Source organism: Natronomonas sp., assembly GCF_036625485.1.
Taxonomy (GTDB): domain Archaea; phylum Halobacteriota; class Halobacteria; order Halobacteriales; family Haloarculaceae; genus Natronomonas.
In genome coordinates, this window is sequence record NZ_JAZKTR010000064.1 from 1 (window position 1) to 13,416 (window position 13,416).

Consider the following 13,416-nt stretch of genomic DNA (forward strand, 5'->3'; position numbering starts at 1 on the left):
TGCATGAGTCAATCGTACGACCGAGGTCTGATAGAGGACTTCGGGCGGTGGCAGGAGTTCTCCGCCGGCATGTGGGCCTGGATCTTCCACAAGTTCACTGGCTGGGTGCTCATCGGCTACCTGTTTACACACATCGCCGTTCTGAGCACCGCCACGGTGGATGCCGGGACGTACACGACGACGCTTCAGAGCCTCGAAAGCTTCCTCGTCGTGCGCGTTCTGGAGGTCGGCCTACTCGCCGTCGCCGTCTTCCACATCCTGAACGGCGTCCGCCTGCTCTTCGTCGACCTCGGTGTGGGTCTTGAGGCACAGGACAAGGCGTTCTACGCCGCATTGATCGTCTCGGCGGCCATCACGGTCGCGAGTATCCCCACCTTCCTCGGAGGTCTCTAAGATGGCGGAACACTACTCCTCGTTCGAACCGAAAGGCACTCGCTGGTTGCTCCAGCGGATCACGGCCGCGTTCCTCGTGGCCGTGCTGGCGTATCACTTCCTGATGCTGCACTTCGTCAACCACGCGGCCGAGATCACCTTCGCCGGAACGCAGGCACGCATGAGTCAGGTCGGCTACTTCCTGACGATGGTGCTGTTCCTCATCGCGGGCACGTTCCACGGCGTCAACGGCGTCTACAACGCCCTCGTCAATCAGGGTCTCGACGGGACCCCGAAAACCGCCGTCAAGTGGCTGCTCGTCGTCGCGAGCTTCGTGCTCATCGCACAGGGCTTCCGCGTCGCGGCCGCTATGACAAACCTCGTCTAATCATGAGTACGCAAGTCACCGAACAAGAAACCGAGACGGAACCGGAGACCGAAAGCACCCATCAGGAGCGCCGGATGACCGAAAAGCGCGAACGCGCCGACATGCGCGAACGCGCCGAGGAGGACCTCGACGACACCGAGGAGACGGTGAAACTCAAGGTCTTCCGCTACGACCCCGAGGTCGAAGGCAAGAAGGACCCGCGATTCGACACGTTCCGCGTCCCCTTCACGAAGGGGATGACGGTGCTGGACGCGCTCATCTACGCGCGGGACCACTTCGATTCCAGCCTCACCTTCCGACACTCCTGTCGACAGGCCATCTGTGGTTCCGACGCGCTGTTCGTCAACGGACGCCAGCGCCTCGGCTGCAAGACCCAGATGTCCGAACTCGACTGGCCCGTCCGCATCGAACCGCTCCCGCACTCCGAGGTCGTCAAGGACCTCGTCGTCGACATGGAGCACTTCTACGACCAGATGGAGGCCGTCGAACCCTACTTCCAGACCAACGACCTCCCCGCGGCCGACGAAGAACAGCGGCAGACCCGGGAGAACCGCGAGAAGGTCAAGATGTCGACGCGCTGTATCTGGTGTAGCGCGTGTATGTCCTCCTGTAACATCGCCGCAGGCGACAACGAGTATCTCGGCCCCGCCGCCATCAACAAGGCCTACCGCTTCGCGATGGACAAGCGAGAAGGCGAGGACATGAAGGAACACCGCCTCAACATCATCGAGCAGGAACACGGCGTCTGGCGGTGTCAGACCCAGTTCTCCTGTACCGAGGTCTGCCCGAAGGACATCCCGCTGACCGAGCACATTCAGGAACTGAAACGAGAAGCCGTCAAAAGCAACCTCAAGTTCTGGTAACCGCACGCTAAAGTCTCTCAAATCCTAACCACAGACAATGACGATACACGAACACGACGTGATCGTGGTCGGCGCCGGCGGTGCCGGTCTCCGTGCGGCCATCGCGGCCCACGAGGAAGGCGCCGACGTCGCCATGGTCACGAAGTTGCATCCGGTCCGTTCCCACACTGGCGCCGCGGAAGGTGGCATCAACGCTGCCCTCCGAGACGGCGACGACTGGGAACTCCACGCGTACGACACGATGAAGGGGTCCGACTACCTCGGTGACGCCCCCGCCATCGAAACACTCGCTCAGGACGCGCCCGACGAGGTCATCCAACTCGAACACTGGGGGATGCCGTTCTCCCGCGAGGACGACGGCCGCGTCTCCCAGCGTCCCTTCGGTGGCCTTTCCTTCCCCCGGACCACCTACGCCGGCGCCGAAACCGGCCACCACCTGCTGCATACGATGTACGAGCAGGTCGTCAAACGGGGCATCCAGGTCTACGACGAGTACTACGTCTCCCAGTTGGCTGTCACCGACCACGACGACCCCACCGAGCGGACGTGCCACGGCGTCGTCGCCTACGACATCAAGAGCGGCGAAATCGTCGGCTTCCAGGCCCGAGACGGTGTCGTCCTCGCCACCGGCGGCGACGGGCAGGTTTTCGACCACACCACCAACGCCGTCGCCAACACCGGTGACGGGGCCGCGATGGCCTACCGAGCCGGCGTCCCCGTCGAGGACATGGAGTTCGTCCAGTTCCATCCCACCACGCTGCCCTCGACCGGCGTTCTCATCTCCGAGGGTGTCCGTGGGGAAGGTGGCATCCTCTACAACAGCGAAGGCGAGCGGTTCATGTTCGAACACGGCTACGCGAACAACGCCGGCGAACTCGCCTCCCGTGACGTCGTCGCTCGTGCCGAACTGACCGAAGTCAATCAGGGCCGCGGCATCAACGACGAGTACGTCTACCTCGACATGCGCCACCTCGGCGAGGAGCGTATCTACGACCGCCTCGAGAACATCATCCACCTCGCGGAGGACTTCGAGGGCGTCAACCCCGTCGAGGAACCGATGCCCGTCAAGCCCGGCCAGCACTACCACATGGGCGGCATCGAGACCAACGAACACGGCGAAACCTGTATCGAAGGTCTCTATGCGGCCGGCGAGTGTGCGTGTGCCTCGGTCCACGGCTCGAACCGTCTCGGCGGTAACGCCCTGCCGGAACTCATCGTCTTCGGCGCCCGTGCCGGCCGCCACGCCGCCGGCAAGGACCTCGGCGAGGCCGAAGTTCCGACCGGCCCCTCGGCCCGAAGCGAGGACGAGAACAGCATCGAGACGCCCGTCGAACCCGGTGCCATCGATACGGGCGACGAGGACGTCATCGCCGACGGCGCGATGGTCGACGCCGAAAACCTCGTCCAGGCCGCTGTCGACGCCGAGCAGCGCCGCGTCGACGAACTGCTCGAACGCGAGGGCACGAACCACGCCGAGATCCGCGAGGACCTCCAGAAGGCGATGACCGAGAACGTCAACGTCTTCCGCAACAAGGAGAGCCTCAAGGACGCCCTCGAGATTATCCGCGAGTGCCGCGAGCGCTACCAGCACGTCGCGGTTTCGGACCCCTCGCGGACGTTCAACACCGACCTCATCCACACCATCGAGACGCGAAACCTCATCGACATCGCCGAGACTATCACTCTCGGTGCGCTCGCTCGTGATGAGTTCCGCGGCGCCCACTGGCGGCAGGAACACCAGGAGCGGAAGGACGACGAGTGGCTCAAACACACGATGATCGCGTGGAACGACGGCACCCCCGACCTCTACTACAAGCCCGTCATCCTCGAAGGCGAAGAGAAGGAATACGAACCGAAGGTTCGTTCCTACTAACGCCTCGTTGCGTTCTTTTCGGCGCTCGATGCCCTGGTGACTGACCAGTTCTTTATATATCAGCACGCGACCAGTCGTCCCGTGCTCTGAGCGACCGTCGGCCATCCGCCGAGGCGGGAGTGCGGGACCCGGATGGCCGTCGAGCGGCCCGCCTGCTCGCCACGCCATATAAGCCCCCCCAGTCCCTACGCCGGGGTATGAGTGACTGGCAGGACATGCTCGTCGGCGACCGGATGGCCGTCGACAACGAGTTCACGCGTCGCGTCGAACAGTCCCAGTTCTCCCGACAGGAGTGGGGACTGATCATGACTGCGACCACCTTCGACATCCAGAACCCCAGCGACGAGGATGCCGCACAACTCGTCGCCGACACCTCGGAACTCCCGACGGTCATGCCGGAGTTGGAGAACATCGCCAACATGGGGCCGATGGGAATGCCCGCCGAGGACGACGGCGGCTCCGGTGGCCTCCTCGATTCGCTGCTCGGGACGCTCGGCCTCAGCCGCAACGGGGCCGACACCGACGACGGCACCGACGAGGAGAAACTCCAGGCCGCCGAGCGACTGGTAACGGCCTACGCACAGCAGCTACAGGCACACCTCGAAGAGCGCGGCCGCTGGGAAGAGGTGCGAATCGCTGCCGCCGAAGCGAAGGGAGAATAGGGGCCGTTACAGCCGGTCGACGATGGCCGCTGTGACGTCTTCGGTCGACGCCGAGCCACCGAGGTCCGGCGTCCGCGGGCCGTCTGCGAGGACGCTCTCGACCGCACTGCGAACGTCCGCTGCTTCCTCGTCGTAGTCGAGGTGCTCCAGTAGCATCGCGCCCGACAGTATCGTCGCCGCGGGGTTGGCAACGCCCTGTCCGGCGATATCCGGCGCAGAGCCGTGAACGGGCTCGAAGAGCGCGTTGTCCTCGCCGACGTTGGCGCTCGGCAGCAGGCCGAGGCCGCCGACGAGGCCGGCTGCCAGATCCGAGAGCATGTCGCCCGCGAGGTTCGGGCAGATGACGACGCCGTAGTCCTCGGGGGTCAGGAGGAGATGCATCGCCAGCGCGTCCATCAGCGCCTCCTCGTAGTCGGCGCTGCGCTCCTCGGCGACGGCCTCGACCGCATCGAGGAACTGGCCGTCGGTGACGCGCATCACGTTGGCCTTGTGGGCGACGGTGACGTCGTCGTAGCCGTTCTCTGCGGCGTATTCGAAGCCGTAGTCGGCGATCCTCCGTGAGGCGTCCTCGGTGATGACGCGGGTCAGCGTCGTCACGCCCTCGTCGATCTCCGACTCGATGCCCTTGTAGACGCCCTCGGTGTTCTCCCGGACGAACACGAGGTCCGTCTCGGGCCGAAGCGCGTCCACGCCCGGGTAGGCGCGGGCCGGCCGGATGTTGGCGAAGGATTCGACCGCCTGCCGCAGCGGCAGGATGACATCGGCGGCCGTCTCGCCGGCGGCGCCGAACAGCGTCGCGTCGGCTTCGGTCGCCAATCGGCGCGTCTCCTCCGGCAGCGCCTCGCCGGTCTCCTCCTTGACGTGGTCGCCGGCCTCGGCTTCGACGAACTCGAAGTCGGCGACGGCTTCGAGTACCTCTACGGTTGCGGGGACGACTTCCTGGCCGATACCGTCGCCGGGGACGACCAGTACCGTCTCAGTCATCCGCGTGTCCCTTCCGCGGTTCGGGGTCTTCGATGTACGGCAGCGACGCGGCGGTGTCGGCGATGGCCTCGGTGTTGGATTTCATCAGGGCCGTCGTGTCCCAGATGCCGTCGACCAGCGCCTTCCGCTGGGCGTCGTCGACCTCGACTTCGACGACCCGGTCGTCGTAGGAGACCGTCTCGGCCTCGACATCGATCTCGATCTCGCTGTCGGGGTACTTCTCGACGTAGTCCTGCAGTTCGCGGATGGTCTCGGTGTCGGCCGTGACGGTCGGTACGCCCAACGCGAGACAGTTGCCCGCGAAGATCTCGGCGAAGGACTCGCCGATGACGGCATCGATGCCCCAGCGGACCAGCGCTTGCGGGGCGTGCTCTCGGGAGGAGCCACAGCCGAAGTTGGAGTTGACGACCAGGACGTTAGCGTCCTGATACTGCTCCTCGTTGAACGGGTGGTCCTTCTCGTTGTCCTCGTCGTCGAACCGCTGGTCGAAGAAGGCGAACTCACCGAGGCCGTCGAAGGTGACGACCTTCATGAAGCGCGCCGGGATGATCTGGTCGGTGTCGATGTCGTTGCCGCGGACCGGAATGCCGGTCCCTTCGACGTGTTCGACGCTCGGAATCTCGGTTTCGTCGGCCATTATGCCTCCACCTCCGCTTTCGGCAGTTCACGCACGTCCGTCACTTCGCCGGTGACCGCTGCGGCGGCGACCATCTCGGGGCTCATCAGGACGGTCCGGCCGTCCTTCGAGCCCTGCCGGCCGACGAAGTTCCGGTTCGACGAAGAGGCACACGCCTCGTCGCCGACCAGTTGGTCGTCGTTCATGCCGAGACACATCGAACAGCCGGCTTCACGCCAGTCGAAGCCGGCTTGCTTGAATACCTCGTCGAGGCCTTCCGCTTCGGCGGCGGCCTTGACGCGCTGGCTGCCGGGGACGACCATCGCGCGGACGGAGTCGTGGACCTCGCGGTCCTTGACGATCTCCGCTGCGGCTCGCAGGTCTGGCAGTCGGGCGTTCGTACAGGAACCGAGGAAGGCCACGTCGATGTTGTAGCCCTCCATCGTCTCGCCGGGTTCGACGCGCATGTGCTCCTGTGCGCGACGGGCAGTGTCCTGTTTGTCCTCTCGGAGGTCCTCGGGTGCGGGAATCTTCTCTGTGATGCCGATACCCTGGCCGGGTGTGGTCCCCCACGTAACGACGGGTTCGATTTCGGAGCCGTCGATGGTGACGACGTCGTCGTATTCGGCGTCCTCGTCGGACCTGATGGACTCCCAGTAGGGCTTCAGTTCCTCGAAGCGCTCGGGGTCGTCCTCAAATTCGTCCGTCTGCTTGAGCCACTCGTAGGTGGTCTCGTCGGGGTTGACGTACCCTGCGCGAGCGCCGCCCTCGATGGACATGTTGCAGATGGACATCCGCCCTTCCATGCCGAGGCTCTCGATGGCCTCGCCGGCGTACTCGTAGACGTAGCCGACGCCGCCTTCGGTGCCGAGCCGACGGATGATGGTCAGGATGATGTCCTTGGCGGTGACGCCCTCGCCGAGTTCGCCGGTGACCTCGATCTTGCGGACCTTCTTCTTCTCCATCGCGACCGTCTGGGTCGCCAGCACGTCCCGAATCTGGGAGGTGCCGATACCGAACGCCAGCGCACCGAATGCGCCGTGCGTGGAGGTGTGGCTGTCACCGCAGACGATGGTCTTGCCGGGCTGGGTGATGCCCTGTTCCGGCCCGATGACGTGGACGATGCCCTGATTGCCGGTCGTCGGGTCGTCCAGTTCGATGCCGGCCTCGCGGACGTTCTCCTCGAGTTCCGCCATCATCTCCTCGGCGGCGTCGTTGTCGAGCGGCCGCGACTGGTTGGCGGTCGGGACGATGTGGTCGACCGTCGCGTGGGTCAGGTCCGGGCGAGCGACTTCGATGTCGCGTTCCCGGAGCATGCCGAACGCCTGCGGGCTCGTGACCTCGTGGATGAGGTGGAGGCCGACGAACAACTGGTCTTGGCCGTTCGGTAGGGTCGTCACCTTGTGTCGGTCCCAGACCTTGTCGTAGAGCGTTCCCTCACTCATCGGTCTGATCCACGGTCGTAGGCGCGCTGTGCGCCGTCGTTCTCGCCCGGCGGCGTGTGGCTTACGTCACCCAGCGTCTCCGCCTCGGGGGCGCTGTCGGCCGTCCCTCCGTCGGCGGCGATGGTTCGTCCGCGGCTATACGTCTGTGTGTCGCCGAACACTCGCCCCGTGTAGGGGTTGGTGTGGCTCATATTGCCTAATGTGTCTGCTGTCATGTCCTCGGAATCGTTCGCGTCGTTGCTTCCCATCTATTCGTCCCCCCACGCGAACAGTGCGCGCAGGTCCTCGCCCACGTCCTCGATGTCGTGGTTCTTCTCGGCCGCTCTGAGCTGTTTGTAGCTCGGGCGGCCGGCCTGGTTCTCGTTGATCCACTCGCGGGCGAAGGTGCCGTTCTGGACCTCTTCGAGAACTTCCTCCATCTGCTCGCGGGCGTGTTCGTCGACCACGCGGTCGCCCCGAGTCAGGCCGCCGTATTCGGCGGTGTCGGAGACGGAGTCCCACATCTCGCTGTTGCCACCCTCGTACATCAGGTCGACAATCAGCTTCAGTTCGTTCAGGCACTCGAAGTAGGCCATCTCGCGGGAGTAGCCGGCCTCGACGAGCGTCTCGTAGCCCTGCTTGACCAGCGAGGTGACGCCGCCACAGAGGACGGCCTGCTCGCCGAAGAGGTCGGTTTCGGTCTCCTCGCGGAACGTCGTCTCGACGACGCCCGCGCGGGTACAGCCGATGGCCTTCGCGTACGCGAGGCCGATATCGTGGGCTTCGCCGTTGGCGTCCTGATAGACCGCCAGCAGGCCGGGCGTCCCCTCGTCGTTCTCGTAGTTGCGGCGGACGAGGTGGCCGGGCGATTTCGGCGCGACCATCGTGACGTTGACGTCCTCGCTCGGCTCGATCTGCCCGTAGTGGATGTTGAACCCGTGGGCGAACTGGAGCGTGTCGCCGGGTTCGAGGACGGGTGCGATCTCTTCGTAGACGGCGGGCTGGACAGTGTCGGGTACCAGCACGCTCACGAGGTCGGCCTGTTCGGCGGCGTTGCGGGGCGTCGTCACGTCGAGGCCGTCGGATTCGACGGCATCCCGCGAGGACGAATCCTCGCGCAGGCCGACGACCACGTCGACCCCGGAATCGTCGAGGTTCTGGGCGTGGGCGTGGCCCTGGCTGCCGTAGCCGAGTACGGCTACGGTCTTGTCGTCGAGTGCGGTGCTGTCGGCGTCGTCGTCGTAGTAGATAGTAGCGTCAGTCATGTATGAGTCTCGTCAACGCGTGCGGTTTCCTTCTCGCCACGTGCCAGCGCTGCTTGTCCGGTCCGGGCGATCTCCCGGATGCCGAACTGCTCGTAGGCGTCGATAGCGTCGTCGATCTTGCTCTCGTCGCCGGTGATCTGGACCGTGACGGTCCGGGGGCCGGCGTCCAGCGTCTCGCCGTTGTACATCTCCGTGATGGCCTGAACCTTGTCCGGTTCGTCGCCGTTGACCTTCAGGATGACCAGTTCGCGGGCCACCGGGTCGTTATCCAACTCGCGGACGTGGACGACCGGCAGCACCTTGTTGAGCTGTTTTTTGGCCTGTTCGATACCTGGCTCCGGCTCCTCGATGACGAGGGTGATGCGGGAGTAACCCTCGTTCTGCGTGGGGCCGACAGTCAGCGATTCGATGTTGAACTGCCGACGGTGGAACAGGCCGGAAACGCGGGCCAACACGCCGGGTTCGTCAGCGACGTACGCGGAGATGATGGTTCGCCGGGGCTCGTGTTCCGCCTCGACCTCGGGGTCGACGCGGATACCCTGGGAGTTCCGGCGGCCGACCGGCCGCTGTCGCTCCTCGGGTTCGGGGCCTTCGAGGCCCTGTCGGCGGTCTTCGTCGCGTCGGCTCATAGCTGGTCCTCCGCGAGGGCGAACAGGCCGTTGTCGCCGCCGCTCGGCACCATCGGGTAGACGTTCTCGCCGGGGTCGATGTGTGCGTCGACGACGCTCGGTCCGTCGTAGTCGAGGGCTTCCTCGACGACGTCGTCGATCTCGTCGTAGGTGTCGATGCGGAAGCCACGGGCGCCGAAGGCCTCCGCGAGGGTGTCGAAGTCCGGCACCCACGGGTATTCCGAGGCCATGTGGCGTTCACCGAAGAAGGCGTCCTGCCACTGTCGGACCATCCCGATAGCGGCGTTGTTCAGCACGACGATGGTGATATCGAGGTTCTCACGAACGGCGACGGAGAGTTCCTGACACGTCATCAGGAAGGAGCCGTCGCCCTCGAAGGAGACGACCTCCTGGTCGGGGGCGGCCAGTTTCGCGCCGATGGCCGCGGGCACGCCGTAGCCCATCGTGCCTAGCCCGTGGGAGGAGACCCACGTACGCGGTTCCTTGTAGGTCCAGTACTGGCAGGCCCACATCTGGTGTTGGCCGACGCCGGTCGTGACGATGGTGTCGTCCGGCGTCTGCTCGTCGAAACGCTCGACGACGTACTGTGGTTTGACCGGTTCGTCCTCGGGCGCCGAGTAGTCCATCGGGTACTCGGATTTCCACTCCTGGACCTGCTCGCGCCAGCCGTCGGCCTCCGGCGCGTGTGGCATCGCGGTCGACAGCTGTTTGACGACGGCCTTCGCGTCGCCCAAAAGCGGGTAGTCCGCCTCGACGTTCTTCGAGATCTCCGCGGGGTCGATGTCGACGTGGATGATCTCGGCGTCGGGGGCGAAGGTTTCGACGCCGCCGGTCAGGCGGTCGTCGAAGCGCGTCCCGATAGCCAGCATGCAATCGGTCAGCGTGATGGCCATGTTGGAGTAGCCGGTGCCGTGCATGCCGGCCATCTCGAGGGAGAGTTCGTGATCCTCGGGGAAGGCGCCGATGCCGGGCATCGTCGTGATGACCGGAATCTCGTGTTCGGTGGCGAACTCCCGGAGGGCCTCGCTAGCCTCGGCCTTGATGACACCGCCGCCCGCCAGGATGACGGGTTTGTCGGCCTGGGCCAGCACGTCGGCGGCCTCGGCGACGGCCTCGGGGTCGGCCGTCTCCGGCGGGTTGTACGTATTCGGCGTCTGGGGTTCGCCGGGGTCCTCGCTGGCGTCGCCTTTCGTGACGTCCTTCGGCAGGTCGACGAGCGTCGGGCCCTGTCGGCCGCGCTTCGCGAGCGCGAAGGCGGTGCCGACATCGGTGCCGACGTCTTCGGAATCGCTGGCGAAGAAGTTCGCCTTCGTGATCGGACTGGTGACGCCGACCGTGTCGGTCTCCTGGAAGGCGTCACTGCCGACGAAATCTGTCGGCACCTGGCCCGTCAGCGCGACGACGGGGTCCGAGTCCATGTTGGAGTCGGCAAGGCCCGTGACGAGGTTGGTTGCGCCCGGCCCGGAGGTGGCCATGCAGACGCCCGGCTCGCCGGAGACGATGCCGTAGGCGTCGGCGGCGTGGGCCGCGCCCTGCTCGTGGGCCATCGTGACGTGGTTCATCTCCGAGTGGTACAGGGAGTCGTAAACCGGCATGATAGCGCCGCCCTGCACGCCGAAGAGGTGTTCGACGCCTGCGTTCTCGAGCGCGCGCACGACTGCGTCCGCGCCCGTCTCGATGTCTTTGGCTCCCGCTTCGGCGTCCGGTTCCGTCTCGGACTCCGAGGGGACCTGGGCCGGTTCGCCGCTCATGGCGAACCCCCCATCGTGCGATACCGTCGATTGGAGTGCTGTGTGTACATGTTCCTGTGGATGTGATCGTCTGAAACCGATGCGAACCGCGGTGGAGAGAAAGTAGGTGTAGGGGCTAGGCCCCTACAATAATCGCGACGCTGGCGAGGAGCGCTCGGCGCGTGCCAGCAGTCACGGGTCTCATCACTACCTTGGTAGTGAAGCGGACGGTAATAATGGTTCCGCGTTCCGCGAGCCTTGCCGCTCGCGTTCACCCGCCGCTGTGACGGGGAGCGAACTGCCGCGACGGACATCCCTATACGCGGACCTCCTCGCGTCGGATGCCCACGTCGCGGGCGAACTCCTTGAGCCGCTCGAACGTGACCTGCTCCTTCTGTGCGCCCTGCTCTTTGACGCGGCGGGTCACTTCGCGGACTTCGGCGTCGGTCGGTGCGAAGCCGGCGTCCTCCAGTCGCTCGCGAACGGAGTGTTTGCCGGTGTGTTTGCCGAGTACCAGTTCTCGGGTCGCGCCGACCATCTCGGGGGTCATCACGCCGGGTTCGAAGGTGTCGGCGTTCTCGATGACGCCGGCGGCGTGGATGCCCGACTCGTGGGAGAAGGCGTTGTCGCCCACGATGGGCTTGTTCGCCGGAATCGGGATGTCGCTTTTCTCCTCGACGATGCGGGCCAGTTCCGTGATGCGCTCGGTCTTGATGCCCGTATCGACGTCGTAGAGCGACTCCAGCGACATGACGACCTCCTCGTAGGCCGCGTTGCCGGCCCGTTCGCCGATGCCGTTGACCGAGACCTGCGCCTGTGCAGCGCCGGCCTCGAAGCCCGACAGCGCGTTCGCCGACGCCAACCCGAAGTCGTCGTGGGTGTGGACGTCGACGTGGGCGTCGGTGTGTGCCACGACGTTCTCGACCATGTCGTAGAACCGTCGTGGCGTCGCGACACCGCAGGTGTCGGGGATGTTGATCCAGTCCGTCCCGGCGTCGGAGACGGCCTCGATAACGTCGATCAGGAACGATTCGTCCGTACGCGTGGCGTCCATCGGCGAGTACATGCAGGTAACGCCGGCGTCCTTGACGCGCTCGACGGCCTCGACGGACCGTTCCAGCGCCTCCTGTCGGGTGGCGTGCATCGAATCCTGCAGTTGGACGTCGCTGGTGGACGCGAAGACGTGCACCATCTCGACGCCGGAATCGAGGGCGGCGTCGATGTCCTTCTCTACGACGCGGGCGAGCCCGCAGACCGTATTGGATGTCGCGTCGGCGATATCCGATACCGCTTCGAACTCCGCCTCGGAGTTCACGGGGAATCCGGCCTCGATGACGTGCGTGCCCATGTCATCGAGGATCGCGGCTATCTCTCGTTTGTCCTCGTAGTCGAACGAGGTTCGCGGGGACTGTTCGCCGTCGCGCAGCGTTGTGTCGAAAATCCGGGCCTCACTTATCTCTGAGGTACTATCTAGTGTGCCCTGGAAGAACTCGATCCGCCGACGAAGTCGACGTATCCTCGTGCTGTGTCATAGCAACCGATTGGAAGTCCGGCCACCTATTTAAAACTGTCCTTGAGACAGATGTTGCACGGGGGTTCAAATACTGGGTCGGAGCCACGACTTACAAAACCGCACGACGTGAGTACCTAGTATGTCCTAGTATAACCTCTCACAATTGGGTATGTGACGCCGTCAAAGCCCTGTTTAAATAATCGTGCAAGAGTTATTTTCTGCCGATGAGTTTAGAATCAAGTAGTTTTACACCTCGCGCGCGGTCCGGAAGTTGACGAATATCCACTTGGTCGGAGGCGTCCGATCGGGTCGAATTGAACCGAGTCACGGCGAGTCGGTCCACGATCGGGTTCGACACGGCGGTAGTGGCCGCCGGAGCGCGTACGTTTAACAGGACCCGACGACTCTCCGCGTGTATGCTCCGAAGCTTCGACGGCGTCGAACCCGACGTCCACGAGGACGCCTACGTCGACCCGGCGGCAGTCGTTATCGGCGACGTAACCATCGAGAAGGACGCCAGCGTCTGGCCGAACGTCACGCTGCGCGGCGACCACGGTCCCATCGTCCTCCGGGAAGGCTCGAACATTCAGGACAATTCGGTCCTCCACGAGGGCGCCGAAATCGGCCCCTACGCGACGGTGGGTCACACCGCCATCGTCCACAACTCCGAGGTCGGCGAACGCGCCCTCGTCGGGATGGGCGCGACCGTGCTCGACCGCACTGTCGTCGGCGAGGAAGCGATGGTCGGCGCCAATAGCCTCGTCACCGAGGACTCCGAAATCGAGCCGAACACGCTCTATGCCGGCAATCCTGCCGAGAAGATCAAGGAGGTCGAAGACTCGCCGTGGACTTACGCCGGCGACCGTTACGTCGAACTCTCTCGGGAGCACATGGAGAACTCCGAGCTCATCGAGTAGGTCGCCGGGCCTTGCGGGTCAGTTATTTGCTCCCGGCGCCCGCCTCGCCGATATGGCATACGTCGCGGCTATCGACCAGGGGACGACAGGCACCCGAAGCATGGTCTTCGACCGCGAGGGCCGGATCCACGGGCAGGCCTACGAGACCCACGAGCAGTTCTATCCGGAACCGGGGTGGGT

General features: G+C 64.8%; 15 protein-coding genes. 7 read left to right on the plus strand and 8 right to left on the minus strand.

The annotated features are described in order from the left end of the window. The first annotated feature begins 3 nt into the window (after positions 1–3). The 5 genes from sdhC to V5A53_RS08020 all read left to right on the plus strand — a co-directional run bounded on the left by sdhC (position 4) and on the right by V5A53_RS08020 (position 4,158). Positions 4–393 (plus strand): succinate dehydrogenase, cytochrome b556 subunit, encoded by a 390-nt coding sequence (gene sdhC, locus V5A53_RS08000; protein ID WP_332313081.1) that lies wholly within the window; start codon positions 4–6, stop codon positions 391–393. A 1-nt stretch (position 394) separates the two neighbouring features. After that, a complete protein-coding gene (locus tag V5A53_RS08005) occupies positions 395–760 on the plus strand; it encodes a succinate dehydrogenase hydrophobic membrane anchor subunit (RefSeq protein WP_332313070.1) in 366 nt (121 codons plus the stop codon). A gap of 2 nt (positions 761–762) precedes the next feature. Further along, the gene (locus tag V5A53_RS08010; RefSeq protein WP_332313071.1) at positions 763–1,623 is read left to right on the plus strand and encodes a succinate dehydrogenase/fumarate reductase iron-sulfur subunit; all 861 of its coding nucleotides are present in this window, start codon (positions 763–765) and stop codon (positions 1,621–1,623) included. A 43-nt stretch (positions 1,624–1,666) separates the two neighbouring features. Next, entirely contained in the window at positions 1,667–3,496 is a 1,830-nt protein-coding gene (locus tag V5A53_RS08015; RefSeq protein WP_332313082.1) for an FAD-binding protein, read from the plus strand. A gap of 197 nt (positions 3,497–3,693) precedes the next feature. Further along, complete coding sequence (locus V5A53_RS08020; RefSeq protein WP_332313072.1) at positions 3,694–4,158, plus strand: DUF5799 family protein; 465 nt, start codon at positions 3,694–3,696, stop codon at positions 4,156–4,158. A 6-nt stretch (positions 4,159–4,164) separates the two neighbouring features. Here V5A53_RS08020 and V5A53_RS08025 read toward each other — a convergent pair whose 3' ends face one another. The 8 genes from V5A53_RS08025 to V5A53_RS08060 all read right to left on the minus strand — a co-directional run bounded on the left by V5A53_RS08025 (position 4,165) and on the right by V5A53_RS08060 (position 12,322). Next, positions 4,165–5,142 carry an isocitrate/isopropylmalate dehydrogenase family protein gene (locus tag V5A53_RS08025; protein WP_332313073.1) on the minus strand — a complete coding sequence of 326 codons (978 nt, stop codon included), beginning with the start codon at positions 5,140–5,142 and terminating at the stop codon, positions 4,165–4,167. Continuing rightward, complete coding sequence (gene leuD, locus V5A53_RS08030) at positions 5,135–5,779, minus strand: 3-isopropylmalate dehydratase small subunit (protein ID WP_332313074.1); 645 nt, start codon at positions 5,777–5,779, stop codon at positions 5,135–5,137. Before leuD ends, V5A53_RS08025 begins: the two co-directional genes overlap by 8 nt. Continuing rightward, complete coding sequence (gene leuC, locus V5A53_RS08035) at positions 5,779–7,203, minus strand: 3-isopropylmalate dehydratase large subunit (protein WP_332313075.1); 1,425 nt, start codon at positions 7,201–7,203, stop codon at positions 5,779–5,781. Before leuC ends, leuD begins: the two co-directional genes overlap by 1 nt. Continuing rightward, complete coding sequence (locus tag V5A53_RS08040) at positions 7,200–7,451, minus strand: hypothetical protein (protein WP_332313076.1); 252 nt, start codon at positions 7,449–7,451, stop codon at positions 7,200–7,202. The genes leuC and V5A53_RS08040 overlap by 4 nt, the downstream gene beginning before the upstream one ends. Beyond that, positions 7,452–8,447: a ketol-acid reductoisomerase gene (gene ilvC, locus V5A53_RS08045; protein WP_332313077.1), complete on the minus strand. Its 996-nt coding sequence runs from the start codon at positions 8,445–8,447 to the stop codon at positions 7,452–7,454. Then, positions 8,444–9,076, minus strand: a complete 633-nt coding sequence (ilvN, locus tag V5A53_RS08050; RefSeq protein WP_332313078.1) for an acetolactate synthase small subunit — start codon at positions 9,074–9,076, stop codon at positions 8,444–8,446. Before ilvN ends, ilvC begins: the two co-directional genes overlap by 4 nt. Beyond that, positions 9,073–10,827 carry a biosynthetic-type acetolactate synthase large subunit gene (gene ilvB, locus V5A53_RS08055; protein WP_332313079.1) on the minus strand — a complete coding sequence of 585 codons (1,755 nt, stop codon included), beginning with the start codon at positions 10,825–10,827 and terminating at the stop codon, positions 9,073–9,075. The genes ilvN and ilvB overlap by 4 nt, the downstream gene beginning before the upstream one ends. Positions 10,828–11,122: 295 nt before the next feature. Next, a complete protein-coding gene (locus V5A53_RS08060; protein WP_332313083.1) occupies positions 11,123–12,322 on the minus strand; it encodes a LeuA family protein in 1,200 nt (399 codons plus the stop codon). Positions 12,323–12,735: 413 nt separating this feature from the next. Here V5A53_RS08060 and V5A53_RS08065 point away from each other — a divergent pair, with 413 nt between their 5' ends. Both V5A53_RS08065 and V5A53_RS08070 read left to right on the plus strand, forming a co-directional pair. Then, on the plus strand, positions 12,736–13,236 hold the full coding sequence (locus V5A53_RS08065) for a gamma carbonic anhydrase family protein (protein WP_332313080.1): 501 nt from the start codon (positions 12,736–12,738) through the stop codon (positions 13,234–13,236). A gap of 52 nt (positions 13,237–13,288) precedes the next feature. Beyond that, positions 13,289–13,416 (plus strand): FGGY family carbohydrate kinase (locus V5A53_RS08070; RefSeq protein ID WP_332313084.1); only part of this gene is annotated, 128 nt, incomplete at its 3' end.